Source organism: Bradyrhizobium sp. A5 (assembly GCF_042076515.1).
In the GTDB taxonomy this organism is placed as follows: domain Bacteria; phylum Pseudomonadota; class Alphaproteobacteria; order Rhizobiales; family Xanthobacteraceae; genus Bradyrhizobium; species Bradyrhizobium cosmicum.
Genome location: NZ_CP148990.1, coordinates 4,841,181 through 4,861,422, shown reverse-complemented (window position 1 = coordinate 4,861,422; position 20,242 = coordinate 4,841,181). Strand labels below are relative to the sequence as shown.

14 protein-coding genes are annotated in these 20,242 nt (G+C 65.0%); 6 read left to right on the top strand and 8 right to left on the bottom strand.

Going from position 1 to position 20,242, the window contains the following annotated elements; translation table 11 throughout:
- Positions 1-36 precede the first annotated feature (36 nt).
- Positions 37-1,479 carry a UdgX family uracil-DNA binding protein gene (locus WHZ77_RS23265; protein WP_375310078.1) on the bottom strand — a complete coding sequence of 481 codons (1,443 nt, stop codon included), beginning with the start codon at positions 1,477-1,479 and terminating at the stop codon, positions 37-39.
- On the bottom strand, positions 1,479-2,714 hold the full coding sequence (locus WHZ77_RS23260; RefSeq protein ID WP_375310077.1) for a putative DNA modification/repair radical SAM protein: 1,236 nt from the start codon (positions 2,712-2,714) through the stop codon (positions 1,479-1,481). The genes WHZ77_RS23265 and WHZ77_RS23260 overlap by 1 nt, the downstream gene beginning before the upstream one ends.
- A gap of 161 nt (positions 2,715-2,875) precedes the next feature.
- Here WHZ77_RS23260 and WHZ77_RS23255 point away from each other — a divergent pair, with 161 nt between their 5' ends.
- Genes WHZ77_RS23255 through WHZ77_RS23245 form a run of 3 tightly spaced genes read left to right on the top strand, consistent with a single transcriptional unit; the run spans position 2,876 to position 8,524 of the window.
- Entirely contained in the window at positions 2,876-3,667 is a 792-nt protein-coding gene (locus WHZ77_RS23255; protein ID WP_375310076.1) for an ImuA family protein, read from the top strand.
- Positions 3,561-5,147, top strand: coding sequence for a DNA polymerase Y family protein (locus tag WHZ77_RS23250; RefSeq protein WP_375310075.1), 1,587 nt, complete (start codon positions 3,561-3,563; stop codon positions 5,145-5,147). Before WHZ77_RS23255 ends, WHZ77_RS23250 begins: the two co-directional genes overlap by 107 nt.
- Positions 5,144-8,524 (top strand): error-prone DNA polymerase, encoded by a 3,381-nt coding sequence (locus WHZ77_RS23245; RefSeq protein ID WP_375310074.1) that lies wholly within the window; start codon positions 5,144-5,146, stop codon positions 8,522-8,524. The genes WHZ77_RS23250 and WHZ77_RS23245 overlap by 4 nt, the downstream gene beginning before the upstream one ends.
- A gap of 175 nt (positions 8,525-8,699) precedes the next feature.
- On the opposite strand, the gene WHZ77_RS23240 is transcribed toward WHZ77_RS23245, so the two are convergent.
- Together WHZ77_RS23240 and WHZ77_RS23235 are read right to left on the bottom strand one after the other, a co-directional pair.
- Positions 8,700-9,470, bottom strand: a complete 771-nt coding sequence (locus WHZ77_RS23240) for an SDR family NAD(P)-dependent oxidoreductase (RefSeq protein ID WP_375310073.1) — start codon at positions 9,468-9,470, stop codon at positions 8,700-8,702.
- A 173-nt stretch (positions 9,471-9,643) separates the two neighbouring features.
- On the bottom strand, positions 9,644-9,931 hold the full coding sequence (locus tag WHZ77_RS23235) for a hypothetical protein (protein WP_008136644.1): 288 nt from the start codon (positions 9,929-9,931) through the stop codon (positions 9,644-9,646).
- Between the two features lie 56 nt (positions 9,932-9,987).
- On the opposite strand from WHZ77_RS23235, the gene WHZ77_RS23230 reads away from it, so the two are divergent.
- From WHZ77_RS23230 to WHZ77_RS23220, 3 genes are all read left to right on the top strand, one after another.
- Positions 9,988-11,388: a CoA transferase gene (locus WHZ77_RS23230; RefSeq protein ID WP_375310072.1), complete on the top strand. Its 1,401-nt coding sequence runs from the start codon at positions 9,988-9,990 to the stop codon at positions 11,386-11,388.
- 145 nt (positions 11,389-11,533) lie between these two features.
- A complete protein-coding gene (locus WHZ77_RS23225) occupies positions 11,534-12,778 on the top strand; it encodes an efflux RND transporter periplasmic adaptor subunit (RefSeq protein ID WP_375310071.1) in 1,245 nt (414 codons plus the stop codon).
- A gap of 28 nt (positions 12,779-12,806) precedes the next feature.
- A complete protein-coding gene (locus WHZ77_RS23220; RefSeq protein ID WP_375310070.1) occupies positions 12,807-15,923 on the top strand; it encodes an efflux RND transporter permease subunit in 3,117 nt (1,038 codons plus the stop codon).
- 10 nt (positions 15,924-15,933) lie between these two features.
- On the opposite strand, the gene WHZ77_RS23215 is transcribed toward WHZ77_RS23220, so the two are convergent.
- From WHZ77_RS23215 to WHZ77_RS23200, 4 genes are all read right to left on the bottom strand, one after another.
- Entirely contained in the window at positions 15,934-16,560 is a 627-nt protein-coding gene (locus WHZ77_RS23215) for a LysE family translocator (RefSeq protein WP_375310069.1), read from the bottom strand.
- 199 nt (positions 16,561-16,759) lie between these two features.
- On the bottom strand, positions 16,760-17,671 hold the full coding sequence (locus tag WHZ77_RS23210; RefSeq protein ID WP_375310068.1) for an amidohydrolase family protein: 912 nt from the start codon (positions 17,669-17,671) through the stop codon (positions 16,760-16,762).
- Positions 17,672-17,730: 59 nt separating this feature from the next.
- Positions 17,731-19,161 (bottom strand): TolC family outer membrane protein, encoded by a 1,431-nt coding sequence (locus tag WHZ77_RS23205; RefSeq protein ID WP_375310067.1) that lies wholly within the window; start codon positions 19,159-19,161, stop codon positions 17,731-17,733.
- 188 nt (positions 19,162-19,349) lie between these two features.
- On the bottom strand, positions 19,350-20,129 hold the full coding sequence (locus WHZ77_RS23200) for an enoyl-CoA hydratase (RefSeq protein ID WP_375310066.1): 780 nt from the start codon (positions 20,127-20,129) through the stop codon (positions 19,350-19,352).
- Positions 20,130-20,242 lie beyond the last annotated feature (113 nt).

Genomic DNA, 20,242 nt, shown 5'->3' with positions numbered 1-20,242 from the left:
GACAGCTGCGTCGTATCGTCGCTTTCTCACCGGTATTTATGCGGCGCGTGCGGCCTTCTTCTGCAAGCCGGCCGCGATCTTCAGATCTTCGACAAAGCGCTGATATTCCAGCGCCTTCGCTTCCGGATCAGGCAGCCGCAGCAGATAAGACGGATGCACCGTCACCAGTGCCTTGCGGCCGTCGGGAAGATCGATCAGTCGGCCGCGGGTCTTGCCGATCGGGGTGATCTTGCCGAATACGCTTTGCGCGGCGGTGGCGCCCATCGCAACGACGAGATCAGGTTGAACGACCGCCAGCTCCCGCTCATACCATTGCCGGCACGCCTTGATCTCTGGCGTCGCCGGCTTCTGGTGCAGGCGGATCTTTCCACGCGGCACGAATTTGAAGTGCTTCACCGCGTTGGTGACATAAACCTTCTTGCGGTCGAGGCCGGCCTCCGCCAGCGCGCGGTCGAGCATCTGGCCGGCCGGGCCGACGAAAGGATGGCCGGCGAGGTCTTCCTTGTCGCCGGGCTGCTCGCCGACCAGCATGATGGTCGCGTCTTTCGGGCCTTCGCCGAACACGGTCTGCGTCGCGTCCTTGTAGAGCGGGCAGGCGCGGCAATGGGCGGCCTCCGCGCGGAGCGCATCGAGATCGTCGGCAGCAAGCTTGCGTGTCATCGGAGCCTCCGGTCGCTTTTGTGGCTTGTGCGGGTCGGTTGCGGCACTGGCGAGCATGGCGCCGGTCATGCGCTCGGCGTCCTCGATCAAAGGCTTAATGATTGAGGCTTCGGGCAGGTTCCTCCAATACTTTTTCGGCATCTCCGCCTGCATCGCCTTCACCTTCAACCGCGCCGGATTGAAGATGCTGGCGTAGTAACGCCGCCAGGTTTCCTCCAGCCGGTCTTCGCCAGGTGCTTCGCTCTTGCTGACGCCCGGCGTGAACGAGAGCGCGTGGCCGTCCCAATGCGCGCAGAGGTCTGGCGTCAGGATCGACCAGGGCATGTCGGCAAAGCGCTTGGCAAAGAACGGCGCGGCGAGCTCGACGATGTGGTGCTCCGGCTCGAACCAGGCGACGTAATGCGCCTGCCGTTCCCTGCCGATCTCGCGGAAGCGCACGAAGGCTTGCATCTTGTGCTCGTCACGATGGACCGCTCTCGCCATCGCAATGACCTGCGCGACGTCAGGGTCGGTCGCGACCTCGATGAGATCGTGACTGTCCTTCAATCGCCAGAGCAGGCGATAGAGGATCGCAAAACGCTGGGAATCGCGGTGCAGAACTGCTGACTGTGCGAGGTTGACGAATTTGCCTGATACGTTGAAGGTGCCGTCGTTCACCTCGAGGATCGGAGACGGTGCGGGCGGCGCGAACAACTCGGCTTCACCGCCTTGCACGGTCCAGATGACATCGGTTGGCTGCACATGATGAAGCACGAGGCTGCGTGCGGCTTTGCGCCAGCCGTGGAAATCGGTTTCGGTGTCGAGGGTGATGTACTGCATCAGAAGCCAAATCCCAGTTGCGTTGCCTTCGGCTTGAACCGCTCGATGAGCCCGGCCGCATCGAGCCGATGTGGGGCGGGCCGGTGATCGCTGAGGACGATGAACGGCAGCGCCTTGTTCCGGGGGATGTGCAGCCGCGCGAGATCGGCCGCTCGGATCGTTGTGGTGCGCCGCGTCGCGATGATGCGTTCGACCGCCTTGGTGCCGAAGCCGGGCACGCGCAGCAACTCCTCGCGGCTGGCGCGGTTGATGTCGAGCGGGAAGCGGTCGCGGTTGCGCAGCGCCCAGGCGAGCTTGGGGTCGATGTCGAGCGGCAGCATGGCGCTGTCGTCCACGATCTCCGCAACGTCGAACCCGTAGAACCGCATCAGCCAGTCGGCCTGGTAGAGCCGGTGCTCGCGCAGCAGCGGCGGCTGCACCAGAGGCAAGGCGCGGCTGGCATCGGGGATCGGGCTGAAGGCGGAATAGTAGACGCGCCTCAGCCGGTATGAGCCGTAGAGATTGGCGCTTGTGTGCAGGATGGTGTGGTCGGAGGCGCTATCTGCGCCGACGATCATCTGCGTGCTTTGGCCGGCGGGCGCGAAGCGTTGCGGCCTGGCCTTCGTCTTTGCGCTGCGGCTATCCTCGGCCTCGTCCAGTTTTAGCCGCAGCCGGCCCATGGTGCGGCGGATCGCGCGTACGTCCTTCTCCGGCGCAAATTGCTGCAGGCTCGTCTCCTCGGGCATCTCGATGTTGATGGAGAGGCGGTCGGCATATTTGCCGGCTTCCGCGATCAGCGTGTCGTCGGCCTCGGGAATGGTCTTGAGGTGGATGTAACCGCGGAAGTGATGCTCCTGGCGCAGTTTGCGCGCGACGCCGACCACCTGCTCCATCGTGTAGTCGGGGCTGCGGATGATGCCGGAGGACAGGAACAGCCCTTCGATGTAGTTGCGCCGGTAGAAGTCGAGCGTCAGCTTGACCACCTCGTCGATGGTGAAGCGGGCGCGCGGCACGTTGGAAGAGGCGCGGTTGACGCAATAGAGGCAATCGTAATTGCAGGCGTTGGTCAGCAGCACCTTGAGCAGGGAGATGCAGCGTCCGTCCGGCGCGTAGGAGTGGCAGATACCCATGCCCGGAGCGGTCGAGCCCATGCCCTTGCCGTCGCTGGAATCCCGCTTCTCGGAGCCGCTGGAGGCGCAGGACGCGTCGTATTTGGCGGCGTCCGCCAGGATCTCCAGCTTGCGTTGTACGTCCATCGTGAATCCCTTTGATTCAGCTCATGAATCAGACCGAATGCCAATTCGATTGACTCCCGGGCCGCCGTTAGCTTTATATTAGAACATATCATGAACAAATGAGCCAGCCGCAGGTTCTTATTTTTGAGAGCCTCGGCAATCACCCCTGAAGGAGCGGCGACATGAGCGGCGCACGCATCAGCGCGCTTGCGACCTTGCGCGGCCAGATCGAGCGCATCGAGACGGCGGAGGTCGTACATCAGCGCGATCGCGTCGCGCTTGGCCATCGCGAGGTCGACAGCGCGCTAAAGGGCGGGCTCGCGCGCGCGGTGATCCACGAGGTGTTTTGCGAGGGCCGGCAGGGGGCGGCCGCGACGGGTTTCGTCATGGGTCTCGCGGGGCGCGTGTCGGCGCGCCGGCCGCTGCTGTGGGTGCGGCAGGATTTTTCGGAACTGGAGACCGGTGCGCTGTCGATGAGCGGGCTCGTCGAGCTCGGCCTCGATCCGCGCCGCGTGGTGATGGTGCGCGCCGCCGATGTCGAGAGCGCGCTGCGCAGCTCGGCCGACGCGCTCGCCTGCGATGCGCTCGGGGCCGTCGTGCTCGAGCTCTGGGGCGAGACGCGGCAGTTCGATCTCGTGGCAAGCCGCAAGCTGACGCTGGCCGCGCAATCTTCCGGTGTCACCGGCTTGATGCTGCGGATGGCGGCGCAGCCGCTGCCTTCGACCGCCGAGACGCGGTGGATGCTGCGCGCGGCGCATTCGCCGCCGGGTGCGATGTGGGGTGCATGGGGCGCGCCTCGCTTCGATGCCGAGCTGTTGCGCAATCGTCATGGCCCGTGCGGCCGGTGGATCATGGAATGGAAATGTAATGAGTGCCAGTTCAGTGAACCGTCGGCGCATCCTCAGCCTGTGGCTGCCGCGCCTGCCCATCGACCGGATCCAGCGGTTTTTGCCGAGCATCGTCGCGCAGGATGAGCCGTGCATCGTCGTCATCAAGGACAACAATGCGCTGGTGATCCATGCGCTTGACGATGCCGCGTCGCGTTTGGGGCTGTATATCGGCCAGCCGCTGGCCAATGCGCGGGCGATGTGTCCGGACTTGAAAGTGTTCGACGCCGATGTCGTGGCCGACGCGAAGACGCTCAGTGACATCGCCGACTGGTGCGACCGCTTCACGCCGCTGGTGGCGCTCGATCCACCGCACGGGCTGTTCCTTGACATCACCGGCTGCGCGCATCTGTTCGGCGGCGAGGCGGCACTGTTGCAGACGCTGGTCCGTGCGCTCGGCCGGCAGGGTTTTGCCGTCAGCGCGGCGATTGCCGGCACCTCGGTTTGCGCGCGTACGCTGACGCGGCAGACCTCAGGCACCATTGTTGCCGATGGCGGGGAAGCCGCGGCGATCGACCGGTTTCCGGTGTCCGCGCTCGGTGCCGGCGAGGCCATCACCACCGGTTTGCGCCGTGCGGGCCTGAAAACCATCGGCGATGTCGCTGCGCGCGCGCCGAGCGAGATCACGGCACGGTTCGGCGCGCGGTTCTCCACGCTGCTCGCGCATGCGTTGGGGCAGGGCGATGCGCCGATCAATCCGCGAAAGCCGCTGCCCGATTACATCGTGGAGAAGCGCTTTGCCGAGCCGATCGCGACCGACACCATGATCGCGATGACGCTGTCGCGCCTTGCCGACACATTGATCGCGTCCATGGAGAAACAGGGCAAGGGCGCGCGCCGGCTGGAAGCCGCCTTCTTCCGCACCGACGGCGTGGTGCGCGCGATCATGGTCGAGACCGGGCGGCCGGTGACGAAAAGCGCGGTCATCGACCGTCTGTTCCGCGAGCGTCTCGATGCGCTCGCCGACCCGCTCGATCCCGGCTTCGGCTTCGACATGGTGCGGCTGTCGGCGAGCCGCACCGAGATCGTGGTGCAGGAGCAGCGCGATCTCGACGCCCATGTCCATGACAATGACGAGCTCGCCGCGCTGATCGACCGGATCGCCGCGCGTATCGGCGGAAAACGCGTCGTCGTGCACCTGCCGCAGGACACGCATATCCCCGAATGTGCGGTGGTGGCCGCGCCGGCGCAGCACCATCTCGCCGTCGCCATGCAGGCCGAATGGCCGGCGCGCGCCGAGAGCGAGCCGCCGCTGCGTCCCTTGCGGCTGTTCGACAGACCGGAGCCGATCAATGTGCCGTTCGCGACCGTCCCCGACGGGCCGCCGCATCAGTTCACCTGGCGCCGCGCGCTGCATGCGGTGGTGCGGGTGGAGGGACCCGAGCGCATTGCCATGGAATGGTGGCGGCAGGACGGCAGGCAGCTGACGCGGGACTATTTCCGCATCGAGGATGCCGAAGGCCTGCGTTTCTGGATTTTTCGCGATGGTCTCTATGAGGGGGAAGTGTTCGACGGCGATGGCAAGCCCGCTTCTCCCGGCTGGTATGTCCACGGTCTTTTCGCATGACTACGCCCGCTTATGCCGAGATCGGCATCACCACGAATTTCTCCTTCCTGCGCGGCGGCTCGGATCCGCGCGCCTATGTGCATCAGGCGAGCAGGCTCGAGATCCCCGCAATCGGAATCGCCGACCACAACACGCTTGCCGGCGTCGTGCGGGCCTGGAAGGAGCTCGACAATGTCGAGGTGCTGAACAAGCCGAAGCTGTTGATCGGCGCGCGCATCGTCTTCATCGACGGCACGCCCGACATCTTTGTCTATCCGCGCGACCGCGCGGCCTATGGCCAGCTCTGCCAGCTCCTCACCCGGGGCAAGCGCGGCGACGACATCACGCGGATCGAGAAGGGCGAGTGCCATCTCACCTTCGCCGACCTCCTGGATTTTTCCGAAGGCCAGCTCCTGGTCCTGACGTTGCCGCATCGCTTCGATGCGGCGCAGGCGCTGGATATTCTTGCAAAGCTGAAAGCAAGCCGCGCCGATTGCGTGTGGCTGGCGGCGAGCCTGATCTATCGTGGCGACGACCGCCGCCGTCTGGCGCGGCTCGATGATCTCGCGGCGGCAGCAAAGGTGCCGCTGCTCGCGACCAACGAGGTGCTCTATCACGATGCCGGCCGTCGTCCGCTTCAGGATGTGCTGACCTGCATCCGGGAAAAGACCACCATCGAGGCGATCGGGCGGAAGCTGGAAGCCAACGCCGAGCGCTTTTTGAAGACGCCGCGCGAAATGTCGCGGCTGTTCCGCGACTTCCCCGAGGCGATCGCGGAGACCATGCGCTTTGCCGACCGCATCGACTTCTCGCTCGACCAGCTCAAATACCAGTATCCGGACGAGCCGCTGCCGCCGGGCAAGACCGCGCAAGGGCATCTGGAGGACCTGACCTGGGCGGGTGTCGACACCTATTTTGGTGGTATCGACAACATCGACGACAAGCTTCGCGCGACCCTGAAGAAAGAGCTCGCGCTGATCGCCGAGCTGAAATACGCGCACTATTTCCTCACCGTGCACGACATCGTCCACTACGCGCGCAGTCAGAACATCCTGTGCCAGGGGCGCGGCTCGGCGGCGAATTCGGCCGTCTGCTACGTGCTCGGCGTCACCTCGGTCGACCCGACCAAGGTCGATCTCCTGTTTGAGCGTTTCATCTCCAAGGAGCGGCTGGAGCCGCCTGACATCGACGTCGATTTCGAGCATTCGCGGCGCGAGGAGGTGATGCAATACGTCTATCGCCGCTACGGCCGCCACCGCGCCGCGATCATCGCCACCGTGATCCACTACCGTCCGCGCAGCGCCATCCGCGACGTCGGCAAGGCGCTGGGCCTGACCGAGGACGTCACCGCCGCGCTCGCCGACACCGTGTGGGGAAGCTGGGGCCGTGGCCTCAACGACATGCAGGTCAGGCAGGCCGGGCTCGATCCGCAAAATCCGATGATCAACCTCGCGGTCGAGCTTGCGACCGAGCTGATCGAATTCCCGCGCCATCTCTCCCAGCACGTCGGCGGCTATGTGCTGACGCAGGACCGGCTCGACACCTATGTGCCGATCGGTAACGCCGCGATGGACGACCGCACCTTCATCGAATGGGACAAGGACGACGTCGACGCGCTCAACATGATGAAGGTCGACGTGCTCGCGCTCGGCATGCTGACCTGCATCCGCAAGTGCTTTGATCTGGTCGCGGACCACAAGGGTGAACGCTGGGTTCTGGCGAGCGTCCCGCAGGACGATCCAAAAGTCTACGACATGCTGTGTCTCGGGGAATCGCTCGGCGTATTCCAGGTCGAGAGCCGCGCCCAGATGAACATGCTGCCGCGGCTGAAGCCGAGGACCTTCTATGATCTCGTCATCGAGGTTGCGATCGTGAGGCCCGGACCGATCCAAGGCGACATGGTGCACCCTTACTTGCGGCGGCGGAACGGTCAGGAGGAGGTTCGTTATCCCTCGCCATCGCCTGAGCATGGTCCAGCGGACGAACTCTACAAGGTGCTGCACAAGACGAAGGGCGTGCCACTGTTCCAGGAACAGGCCATGCGCATCGCGATCGAGGCGGCAAAGTTCACTTCCGAGGAAGCCAATGGCTTGCGCCGCTCGATGGCGACCTTCCGCAATGTCGGCACCATCGGCCAATACGAAGAGAAGCTGATCGGCAATATGGTCGCGCGCGGCTACGATCCCAACTTCGCCAGAAGCTGTTTTGATCAGATCAAGGGGTTTGGCTCCTACGGTTTCCCCGAGAGCCACGCGGCCAGCTTTGCCCAGCTCGTCTACATCTCCTCCTGGCTGAAGTATCACCACCCCGATGCGTTCTGCTGCGGGCTCCTCAATTCGCAGCCAATGGGCTTCTACGCCCCGGCTCAGATCGTCAGCGACGCCCGCAAGAATGGCGTCGAGGTGCGCGACATCGACGTGTCCCGCAGCTTTGCGCAGAACACGCTGGAGGAGGGGAGCGGCAAATACTGCGCCGTGCGCCTCGGCTTCCGCCAGATCGACGGCTTCCACTGGCTCGATCAGGATGAGGAGAGGCTCAAGGAGGAGCAGGCAAGGCGGCAAGGCAAGGACTATGTCAATCAGGACGACTGGGCCGGTCGCATCATCGCCGCGCGCAATCGCGATACCTTCACCTCGCTCGAGGATTTTGCTCGGGATACCGGCCTGCCCAAACGCGCGCTGATCCTGCTGGCGGATGCCGACGCGTTCCGTTCGCTCGGGCTCGATCGCCGCGAGGCGTTGTGGCAGGTGCGGCGGCTGCCTGACGATGTCCCGTTGCCGCTGTTCGAAGCGGCGACCGCGCGCGAGCAGCCCGACGAGCACGCACAGCCGCTGCCGCTGATGCCGCGTGCCGAGCAGGTGGTCGCGGACTACCAGACCATCCGGCTGTCGCTGAAGGGCCATCCGATGGAGTTCTTGCGTGAGATGTTTTTGCGCGAGCGGGTGGTGGCATGCAGGGAGATCAGCCACGAGAACGAACGGCGCCGTGTCCGCTGCGCCGGCGTGGTGCTGGTCCGGCAGCGGCCGGGCAGCGCCAGCGGCGTCGTGTTCATGACGCTCGAGGACGAAACCGGCATCGCCAATGTCGTGGTGTGGCCCAAGATCATGGAGCAGTACCGCAAGGAGGTGATGGGCGCGCGCCTCATCCTGGTCGAGGGCTATATCCAGAGCAGCCCCGAAAAGGTGACGCATCTCATCGCCCAGCGCATGATCGACCGCTCGCATGACCTGGTCGGCCTCGCCAACGACGCGCTAACCCGCAAGCATCCGTTGCCGGCAGGCGCCACCGAGGTCGAGCCGCTCAACGACGACCCCCGCGCCCACGCGGATACCCCCGCGCAAAAAATCCGCCACCCCCGCAACGTCCGCATCCTGCCGCCGTCGCGGGATTTCCATTGAGGAGGGGGCGGGATGCCGCCGCACTGACGAATTTGTTGAGACGACCGCGCCACAAACTCGGTGTCATACCCCGCGGAGGCGAGGTATCCAGTACGCTGCGGCTTCTCGGCTCAATCGCTGTCGTCTCGGAATACTGGGTCGCCCGGTCAAGCCGGGCGACGACAGTGTGCCCGCCTCAAAAATTCACCCGGTTCGAGATCGCCCCATCCACGACGAGATTCGAGCCCGTGGTGAACCCCGACACCGGGCTCGCCAGAAACACCGCCGCGCTCGCGATCTCCTGCGGCGTCGCCATGCGGCCGGTGGGGTTGCGCTTCATGGCATCATTGTAACGCTCGGGCATGTTCTGCTCGATCATGTTCCAGACGCCGCCCTTGAAATAGACGGTGCCGGGCGAAACGACATTCACGCGGATCTTTTTCTTCGCGTATTGCCGAGCCAGTCCCTTGGCCATGTGGATCAGCGCCGCCTTGATCGGGCCGTAGGAGCTGGCGAGATCGGCCTGCGCCGCTGAGATCGAGGAGATGATCACGAAGGCCGCATCGCCGCTCTTCTCGCCGCTGGCTTCGAGGAACGGCCGCGCGGCATCGAACGCATGCACGGCACCGAGCAGGTCGAGCCGGAAGTTCTGCTCCCAGGACGCCGCATCGTGGCCTTGCGCCATTGCGCCGGCGTTGGAGAACAGCATGTCGATGCCGCCGAGCTCGTTTGCTGCGCTCTCGATCCAGGATTTCAGCGCCGCGCCATCGGTGACGTCGACCGCACCGCCGGTGGCGTTGATGCCGCTTGCCTTTAATTCGGCAACAGTGGCCGCGACCTGATCAGCATTGCGCGCGCATACCGCCACATGGGTGCCTTCACCGGCCAGCGTCGCCGCAATCGCCCGCCCGATGCCGCGCGTGCCGCCGAGCACGATGGCGTTCTTTCCTTTGAGACCGAGATCCATTGGTTGGTTTTCCTTTTTGTTGATAGCAAGAAGTGTAGCTGTTTCAGAAGACCCGCAGAAGCCTCCACGTCGTCACTGCGAGCGTAGCGAAGCAATCCAGGAATGCATCAGCGGAACCAGTCCTGGATTGCTTCGCTACGCTCGCAATGACGTGGAGGAAGGAGTGGCCCGCCTCACTCCGGCGCCGCCCCCACCGGCGGGCCGCCGGGTGGGCGGTGCAGGAAGGTCAGCGACGCGTACGCGCCGGCCCAGGAGCCGATCGCGGCGAAGGCGACGTAGAAGGCGTTTTCGGTATAGCTGATCACCGCGTAGGAGGAGAGCAGATACCACACCGCGCTCCAGTTCGCCGCCGGCACGCGCTTGCGCGCGATCACGGCCGAGGTGAACATGACATAGACCGCGTCGGTGGCCGCCGTTGCGATGAATACGGCGCCTGCGGTGAGGGGATCGATCGCGGCCATTGCAATCCTTTCTGCGGTCATGACATGGTCGCGAAAAGTAGAGGGAGAGACGCGGTATGCAAAGTCCCGCCGACATTCTCAACGATATCTGGACCTCTGCGGGCGGCGAGCCGGCTGCGCTTGCGCGTGTCCGGCTGACCGGCGAAGAGCCGCAAATCCCGTCGTCGTTTCGCGTCGCCGTCCCCGGACAGACCACGATCGCTGCCGCAGGTCTCGCCGCCGCCGAGATCTGGCGGCAGCGCAGCGGGCAGGCACAGGACGTCTCCGTCGACATGCGCCACGCCGTCGCCGAATGCCGCTCCGAGCGCTATTTGCGCCTCGACGACAAGCCGCCGCCCCCGGCCTGGGACGTCATCGCCGGCGTCTACAGGACCGGCGACAACCGCTTCGTCCGCTGCCACACCAACTTCCCGCATCACCGCGACGCCGTCTGCAGGGTGCTCGGCTGCGAACCCGAGCGCGAGAAGGTGCAGGCCGCGCTGATGCAGTGGAAGGGCGAGGATTTCGAGACTGCGGCTTATGCTGCGGGCGGCGTCGTTGCGCTGATGCGCTCCTACGACGATTGGTCCGCGTTGCCGCAGGCGTGTGCGCTCGCCAAACTGCCGCTGGTCTCGATCGAGAAGATCGGCGAGGCTCCGCCAAAACCCTGGCCCGAAGGTGATCGTCCGCTCGCGGGACTTCGCGTGCTCGATCTCTCCCGCGTCATCGCGGGCCCCGTCGCTGGCCGCACGCTCGCCGCTCACGGCGCCGATGTGCTGCTCGTCTCAGGTCCGGAGTTGCCCGCCATTCCCTGGCTCGCGATCGACACCGGTCGCGGCAAGCTCACTACCTACATCGAGCTGAAGAGTGAAGCGGGCAGGGCGCAGCTGCGCGCGCTGTTGCGGGACGCCGACATCTTCTCGCAAGGCTATCGCCCGCGCGCGCTCGCCGCCCTTGGCTTCGCGCCGGAGGAGGCGGCAAGCATCAATCCCGGCATCGTCTACGTCACGCTGTCGGCTTATGGCCACACCGGCCCGTGGGCCGAGCGACGCGGCTTCGATTCGCTGGTGCAGACCACGACGGGCTTCAACCATGCCGAGGGGCAGGCCGCCGGCATCGATGGTCCCAAGGAATTGCCCGCGCAGATGCTCGACCACGCCACCGGCTATCTGATGGCGTTCGGCGCGATGGTGGCCAAGGCGCGCCAGGCCCGCGAAGGCGGCAGCTGGCACGTGCGCGTGTCGCTGGCGCAGACCGGGCGCTGGCTGTGGAATCTCGGTCGGCTCGACGGCGGCTTGAACACCCCTGATCTCACGGGCGAGGCCGTACATGCTGCGTTCATCGAGCCCATGCCATCTGGTTTCGGCATGCTGAAAGCAGTGCGCCATTCCGCACTGCTGTCGGCGACGCCGGCGCAATGGAGCCGTCCGGCGATGCCGCTCGGCAGTCATCCGGCACAGTGGCCGGCGCGAAGCTGACATGAAGCTGACGTGTCGCAAAATTTTAACGCAAACCGAAAGGCGTCCAGCGTTTTTTAGGTTGTTTGAAATCGCAATTCGGCACTATTAGCGCGACCGATAAGGCAGGCGTCTGCCAAGATCGTCGCAGACACGACCGGGCCCCATGGTAGTTGAAAATACCAAGCGATTGCAGGTGGTTACGAAACGACGGGTGATCTCATCCGTAGTTTTACTAGCTCTTGCCGGTGCCGGGGCCTACGGCTTTCTCTATGCGGGGCCCAAGGACAAGAAGCATTCCGAGATCTCCAGCCAGTCGCGCAGGAATGCGCAGAACTTCACGCCGTCGCCGTCCGAATGGGCGACGCTGACGATCGAGCCGGTCAAGGCCAAGACCTTCCGGGCCGAGTATGTCACCGAGGGCAAGGTCGCGGTCGACGAGGACCGTTCGACGCCGGTGTTCTCGCCTTACGCAGGCCGGGTCACCAAGCTGCTTGCCAAGCCCGGCGAGATGCTGAAGCAAGGTCAACCGCTGTTCACGATCGAGGCCGCCGACACTGTGCAGGCCCAGAACGATTTCATCGCCGCGATGACCTCGCAGAACAAGGCGAAGTCGGCGGTCGATCTCGCCGACATCCAGTTCAAGCGCGCCAAGGACCTCTATGAAGGCCACGCCATCCCGCTGAAGGACTATCAGCAGGCGGAAGCGACCCAGGTTCAGGCGCAGAACGATGTGCGCTCCTCGGGCACGGCGCTCGAGGCCGCGCGCAACAAGCTGCGCATCCTCGGCTTCACCGACGAGACCATCAAGGCGTTTCAGGACAAGGGCGCGATAAATCCGGAGGTCACGATCTACTCGCCGATCTCCGGTACGGTCGTGCAGCGCAAGATCGGCCCCGGCCAGTACGTCAATTCCGGCGCCAGCGATCCGGTCTTCGTGATCGGCGATCTCTCCACGGTCTGGCTCACCGCCTTCGTGCGCGAGAGCGATGCGGCCGCGGTGTGCATCGGGCAGGACATCAGCGTCAACGTGATGGCGCTGCCGGACCGTCCACTCACCGCGAAGATCAACTACGTCGCCGCCGCGATCGACCCCAGCACGCGCCGCCTCCTGGTGCGCGCCACCATCGACAACAAGGACGGGCTGCTCAAGCCGGAGATGTTCGCCAACGTCACGATCTACTCCGCAGGCGACCGGGCAGCGCCGGCTGTGCCGAAGCAGGCGCTGATCTACGAGGGCGACCAGGTTCGGATCTGGGTTGCACGCGAGGACAAGTCGGTCGAGCTGCGCCGGATCAAGATCGGCCTCATCAACGGCAATCTCGTCGAAGTCACCAGCAACCTGAAGCCCGGCGAACAGATCATCACCAAGGGCAGCCTGTTCATCGACCGCGCGGCGTCCGGTAGCTGATCGACGACCCAAGAAACTGAAGACCTGAATGGATCGTCTCGTCGCCCTTGCCGTCAACCGGCGCTTCCTGATGGTGGGCATGTTCGTCGCCGTGCTCATCGGCGGCCTGATCGCCTTCAACCAGCTCAACATCGAGGCTTATCCCGATCCGACCCCGCCGATGGTCGACATCGTGACGCAAAGCCCGGGCCTCTCGGCCGAAGAAATCGAGCGCTACATCACGATCCCGATCGAGACCCAGGTCGCGGGTCTGAAGAACATCACGACCATCCGCACCATCTCGCTCTATGGTCTGTCCGACGTCAAAATCCAGTTCTCCTTCGCTTACACCTATGACGAGGCGTTGCAGCAGGTGCTGAACCGCCTGGCGCAGCTCGCGCCGCTGCCGGGCAACGTGCAGCCGCAGATCTCGCCGCTCAGCCCGATCGGCGAAATCTTCCGCTATCGCCTCGTCGGTCCGCCCAACTACAGCGTGCTCGATCTCAAGACCATCCAGGACTGGATCCTGCAGCGCCGTTTCCGCTCCGTGCCTGGCGTGATCGACGTCACCGGCTGGGGTGGCAAGAGCAAGACCTACGAGATCCAGGTCGATTTCAACAAGCTCGTCGCCAACGGCCTGACGCTGCCGCAACTGCTCCAGGCGGTCGGCAATGCGAACGTCAATGTCGGCGGCAACACCGTCAACATCGGCCAGCAATCGGCCGTGGTGCGCGGCGTCGGTCTGATCCGTTCGATCGACGATATCGCGAATACGATGGTCTCGCAGACAGGCGGCAACCCGGTGCTGGTCAAGGACGTCGCCACCGTCACCGTCGGCCAGAAGCCCCGTCTCGGCATCGCCGGCCTCGACGAGTCCGACGACATCGTGCAGGGCATCGTCCTGATGCGCCGCGGCGAGCAGAGCTCGCCGACCATCAAGCGCGTCCACCAGCTCGTTCAAACCATCAACGAGTCCAGCATCCTGCCGCCCGGCGTGCGCATCGAGCGCATCTACGACCGCGGGGACCTGATCGAGCTCACCACCCACACCGTGCTGCACAACATGGTGGTCGGCATCTTGCTGATCGTGCTGCTGCAGTGGATATTCCTCGGCGATCTCCGCAGCGCGCTGATCGTCGGCGCCACCATTCCGTTTGCGTTGTTCTTCGCCGTGATCATCCTGGTGTTGCGTGGCGAGTCGGCAAACCTGCTGTCGGTCGGCGCCATCGATTTCGGCCTGATCGTCGACGCCACCGTCATCATGGTGGAGGCGATCTTCCGGCGCCTGACGCAGACGACACCGATGTCGGAAGCCGAGCAGATGTCGCATGAGACCCTGTTCGGCATGAAGAGCCATGCCATCCTCAGCGCCGCGGCCGACGTGTCGCGCTCGATTTTCTTTGCCGCGGCGATCATCATCGCGGCGTTCCTGCCGCTGTTCACGCTGTCCGGCGTCGAGGGCAACATCTTCGGACCGATGGCGCGCACCTATGCCTACGCGCTCGCCGGCGGCCTGCTTGCGACGTTCACGGTGACGCCGGCACTGTCCGCGATCATCCTGCCCGCGCATGTCCATGAGACCGAGACCAAGGTGATGCTGGTCCTGCACCGGATCTACATGCCGGTGCTGAATTGGGCCGTCGCCAACCGCGGCATCATGCTCGGCGCCGCGGTCGGCCTCGTGCTGATGACGGTGGCGCTCAGCCGGCTGCTCGGTCTTGAATTCCTGCCGAAGCTGGAAGAGGGCAACCTCTGGATCCGCGCGACGCTGCCGCCGACCATCTCGCTCCAGGAGGGCAACTCCTATGTCAACGAGATGCGCAAGGTGATCCGTGCCCGGCCCGAGGTCGAGTCCGTGGTGTCGCAGCACGGCCGCCCCGACGACGGCACCGATGCCGCGGGTTTCTTCAACGCCGAGTTCTTTGCGCCATTGAAACCCGCCAGCCAATGGCCCGGCACCCGCGACAAGGAGGAGCTGACCGCGCAGCTGCTCAAGCAGCTTGACGACCGCTTCCCCGGCGTCGAGTTCAACTTCTCGCAATATCTGCAGGACAACGTCTCCGAAGCCGTTTCGGGCGTGAAGGGCGAGAACTCGATCAAGCTGTTCGGCAGCGATCTCCAGGCGCTCACGGATACCGCCAACAAGATCAAGTCGGTGCTGGCCACCGTCCAGGGCGTGACGGATCTGGCGGTGTTCACCTCGCTCGGCCAGCCGACCGTCCAGATCGACATCGACCGCGCCAAGGCCGCGCGCTATGGGCTCGCGCCCGGCGACATCAACGCCACCATCAAGGTCGCGATCGGCGGCGACACCGCCGGCGATCTCTACGAGCCGGGAAGCGACCGTCACTTCCCGATCATCGTCCGCCTCGCGCCGGAATACCGCCGGAGCGCCGAGGCGATTCAGAATCTGCGGATCGGCGCGCCGGGACCGAACGGCACCGTCACGCAGATCCCGTTGAGCGAGGTCGCCACCATCAGCCTCGTGTCGGGCGCGGCCTACATCTATCGCGAGCAGCAGGAGCGCTATCTGCCGATCAAGTTCTCGGTGCGCGAGCGCGACCTCGGCAGCGCGATCCGCGAGGCGCAGCAGAAGATCGCCGACCAGGTGCAGTTGCCGCCCGGTGCGCACATGGACTGGGTGGGTGAGTTCGGCAATCTCCAGGATGCGATCCGGCGGCTGTCGATCGTGGTGCCGATCTCGCTGGCGCTGATCGGCGTCCTGCTGTGGTTCAATTTCGGCTCGATGGTCGACACGTTGCTCGCGATGAGCGTGATTCCGATGGCGATCTTCGGCGGCGTGCTCGGGCTGTTGATCACCGGCACGCCGTTCAGCGTGTCGGCCGCGATCGGCTTCATCGCGCTGTTCGGCATCGCCGTGATGGACGGCATCATCATCCTGTCGCAGTTCAACCAGCTGATCGAAGAGGGCATGGACCGCATGAGTGCGGTGATACGCACCGGCGAATTGCAGCTCCGGCCCGTGCTGATGACCTGCGTGGTCGCCGGTGTCGGCCTGTTGCCCGCGGCGCTGTCGGAGGGCATCGGCTCGCAGGTACAGAAGCCGCTCGCGGTCGTCGTCGTCACCGGCATGATGCTGGCGCCGGTCGTGATCCTTGTGACCCTGCCGGTCCTGATCTCCTTCTTCTCCCGCCGCGCGCGCTGACCGCCGCCCGTCACAAGATCCGCTGCGCGATTCGTATCAGCATCGTGGTGCCGAGCCCGAGCAGCATCAGGCTGGCGAACCGGCGGCTCAGCGACAGCATCCGCGGCGTCAGCCATGACCGCGCGGTTGCCACCGTCGTGCTGAGCATCGTCCACCATACCGTGGAGCCGACGAATACGCCCGCGATCAGCGGCGCTGCCGCGGATTGTGTGGAGAACGCGTTCAGCGCGGCCAGAAACAGGATCACCGTGAGCGGATTGGTGAACCCGAGCGCGATGGCGCTGAGATAGGCGCGCGCCAGACGCACCTTGTCGAATTCACCGGTCTCCTGAAGCGTGACGGAACCGCGATGGGTCCGGATCGCGAACCACAGCAGGGTGAGTGCGGAGACGATACCGAAGCCAACCGCATTGGCCTCGACCCAGGGCTGCGCCAGCGCGCCGAGCCCCAGGACCGCCAAGGCACTGTAGGCAAGATGCACGGTGGCTGCGCCGAAGCCGGTTGCGAGGCCCGTGGCCATGCCCGATGCCAAGGTGCGCTGGATGCACAGCATGCCCATTGGCCCGATCGGAGCTGCGACGGTGAAGCCAATTCCGATGCCGGAGAAAAGCGCGGCGAGATAATGCGATAAAGGCATGGTTCCGCACGAACAAATGAAATCTGTGCGTGCGTACCGATGAAACGGAATCCTTGCCTCAACCGAAAGGGTGAAAAGCGAAAGCAAAATCAAACACGTTCGTGTGAGTCAGATGTCGTTGTGCTCTCGCGACAACAGTTCCATGACTCGAATTGGAATCACATCGCGCTCCGTTGAACCTAATTGCGCGTGGCGCGACTCAGAACCCGTAGAGCCGCGCAGGATTGTCGACCAGGATCTTCTTGCGCACATCCGCATCCGGCGCCCACACCGGAAGCTGGTTGAGCAGGCGTCCGTCGTCGATCGGATAGAATGGCGCGATATCGGTGGCCTTGCGTCCGGGTACTGGAACGGAGTCCGGATGTGGCCAGTCGGTGCCCCAGACGATGCGGTCGGCGTTGGCCGCGATCAGCGCATGCGCATAAGGCACCATGTCCTGGTAATCGGGTGCGAGCTTCGACGAGCGATAGGCGCCGGAAATTTTCACATAGGCCTTGCCGGATTTGACGAGCGTGATCAGGTCGGAAAATCCGGGCTGCTCCATCCCGAGTGAAGCCTCGACACCTCCAAAGTGATCAAACACGGTGGGCACCGGTGAGGCCAGCACCAGATCCTTGATTGCGGAGATCATCGGCAGCGTGGTGTAGAGCTGCACGTGCCAGCCGCGCGCCTTCATGCGTTCGACTGTGGCAGTAAAGCGCGCCCGCCCGACGTCGGGATTGTTGATGCCGTCGGTCGCAAGATTGATACGGATGCCGCGGAAGCCGTCCGCCTGCATCGCATCGAGTTGCGCCTCGCTGGTCTTGTCGTCGATCACAGCGACCCCGCGCGCAGTCGCGCCGCGCGCTTTCATGCCGAACGAGGTGGATGAGTTGTCGGTGCCATAGACGCTCGGCGTCACGATCACGACGCGCTCGATATGCAGTGCCTTGTGCAGGGCGGCCATTTCCTCCGGCGAAGCTGGCCCCGGCGTGTAGACGCGTCCGGCAAAGAACGGAAACTTCTCGACGTCGCCATGAATGTGCGTGTGGCAGTCGCAGGCATGCGCCGGGACGTCGAAGTTGATCGGCGTCGCGGGCTGTGATGCGCGCTTGTGGGCGTAGCTGGCCATGGGTACTCCGGCGGCGAGGGAGCGAATTGTGTTGTGCGCCTAAGCGCTACGGCAGGATATCACTGCCCCGACGGCGTGCGCAGGCCGTGCCAGGCATCGCGGACCTGCTGGTAGTGCACCTCGGGCAGGTAGTCCGGCGTGTTCAGGCTCAGGGTCTTGACGTCGAGATGGCCGACCGCGCTGAGCAGCGTGTAGGAGGCGATGACGCGGTCGCGCAGTGCGCTGATCAGGCGGGCCTTGGCCTGGATCAGATCGGCCTGCGAGTTCAGCACGTCGACCGTCGTGCGCTGGCCGCCGGCGGCTTCGCGCTGCACGCCCTGCAGCGCGACGGTCGCGGCCTTCACCTCGGACTCCGAGGCCGAGACCGCGATCTTGGCGCCTTCGTTGGCAACCCACGCGCTGGTCGCGGCCGTGCGCGCCTGGTTGCGCACCTGGTCGAGCACGAGCCGGCTCTGCGCCGTGATCTCCTTGGCCTGCCGGGTCTGCGCGGCGGCCTGGCCGCCGTCGTAGATCGGCACGGTGACATTGGCGACGACCGAGGCCTGGTCCTCGGCAAAGGTGCCGAGCGTCGGGTCGTTGTTGCGACTTTTACTGGCGCTGCCCTGAATGCTGGCGCTCGGCAGCAGCGTGCCCTCGGCGAGGCGGATGTTGGTCGAGGCGACATCGACGTCGAAGCCCGCTGCCATCACCGCCGGGTGCTGGCGGATCGCCATCGTCAGCGCGTCCTCGCGGCTCTTCGGCAGATAGCGATCGACGACTTCGGCGGCCCGAAGCTGCGACGGCGCGTTGCCGATCACCTGCGCGTAGACCGCCTGGCTCACCGCGAGCGCGACTTCCGCGGCGTTGAGATCGGCGAGCCCGCGGCTCAGACGGGCCTCGGCCTGCGCGCTGTCGGTCGGCGTGACGTCACCGGCGTTGAGGCGGCGCTGGGTGACCGAGAGCGTCTCGCGCAGGAACGCGACGTTGGAGCGCTGCGCCTCGACCAGCGACTGGTTGGCCAGCACGTTGGTGTAGGCGGTGACCGCGTCGAGCAGCACGCCCTGGCCGACATTGCGCAGCGCCTCGCGGCCGGACTGCACCTGGAGTTCGGCAACGCGCACGCTGTTGCCGGTGCGGAAGCCGTTGAACAGGGTCTGCGTCACGGTGACGCCAATCACCCACGGCTTCAAATTCGCGGTCTGGATGGTGTTGTCGGGCAGCAGATTGCGAACCGATTGCAGGCCGGCGCTGAGGCTCGCCACGATCTGCGGCCGGTAGCCAGCGAGTGCCTGCGGCACGTTCTCGTCGGTCGCGCGTTGCCGCGCGCGTTCGGCGTTGAGCTGCGGATTGGTCTGGTAGGCCTTGGCGAGCGCCTCGGGCAGGGCTTCCGCCCATGCGGCGGCGGGCAGGGCGCAACAGAGCGCCAGCGCGGTCCATGTCGCAAGCACAGGACCCACGCCCGATCGATGCCGCGTCATCACGCGACCAGCTCTGGCGGCACGCCCAATCATGTAATCCCGCAAAACCCCGGCTGTCCGCCCCCGCCGACGGTGGCCTCTTAACTGTTTAACCAGCCGAGGTCCCGCAGGCAAACTGCCGCGGGGGAAACCCCCATGTATTCCGTGCTTGTTGCAGGCGCGTCACAGCATTTTTGCGGGAAGACGCCGGAGCCTTACACCAGCCTGACCGCTCGCAGGTATCACCGGTTCTTGTTCACCGGCTTGCGCTTCTCGATGAAGGCGGCCATGCCCTCGGAGCGATCTTCCAGCGCAAAGGTCGCGTGGAACAGGTTGCGCTCGACGCTCATGCCCTCGGCGAGCGTGGTCTCGAAGGCGCGGTTCACCGCCTCCTTCGCCATCGCGACCGCGGGCCGCGACATCGACGCGATCTTCTCCGCGGCGGCCATGACCTCTTCCATGAGCTTGTCTGCGGGCACAATGCGGCTGACGAGGCCGCTGCGCTCGGCTTCGGCCGCATCCATCATGCGGCCGGTGAGGCAGAGGTCCATCGCCTTGGCCTTGCCGATCGCGCGGGTCAGGCGCTGGGTGCCGCCGATGCCGGGAATGGTGCCGAGCGTGATCTCGGGCTGGCCGAACTTGGCGGTGTCGGCGGCGATGATGAAGTCGCACATCATGGCGAGCTCGCAGCCGCCGCCGAGCGCGTAGCCCGCGACCGCGGCGATGGTCGGCTTGCGGCAGCGCGCGACCCGATCGCCGCCGATCGCGGCGAAATCCTCCGAGAACATGTCGATGAAGCCCTTCGGCTGCATCTCCTTGATGTCGGCGCCGGCGGCGAAGGCCTTTTCGCTGCCGGTCACGACGATGCAGCCGATCGCGTCATCGCCCTCGAGATCGTCGACGGCCGCCGCAATCTCGCGGAAGACGCCAAAGGAGAGCGCGTTGAGCATCTTCGGCCGGTTCAGCTTGATGATGCCGACCGCACCGATGCTTTCGACGATGATATGTTCGAACGTGCTCATGCTCCACCCACGCTTTTGATTGAGCGGGCAATGTGCCCGCTGGCGCGGTGGGCTTCAAGGGGCCAACAGCCGCCGGAACGCGGGACGAACTGCGCGTTCCGGACGAGGCCAGT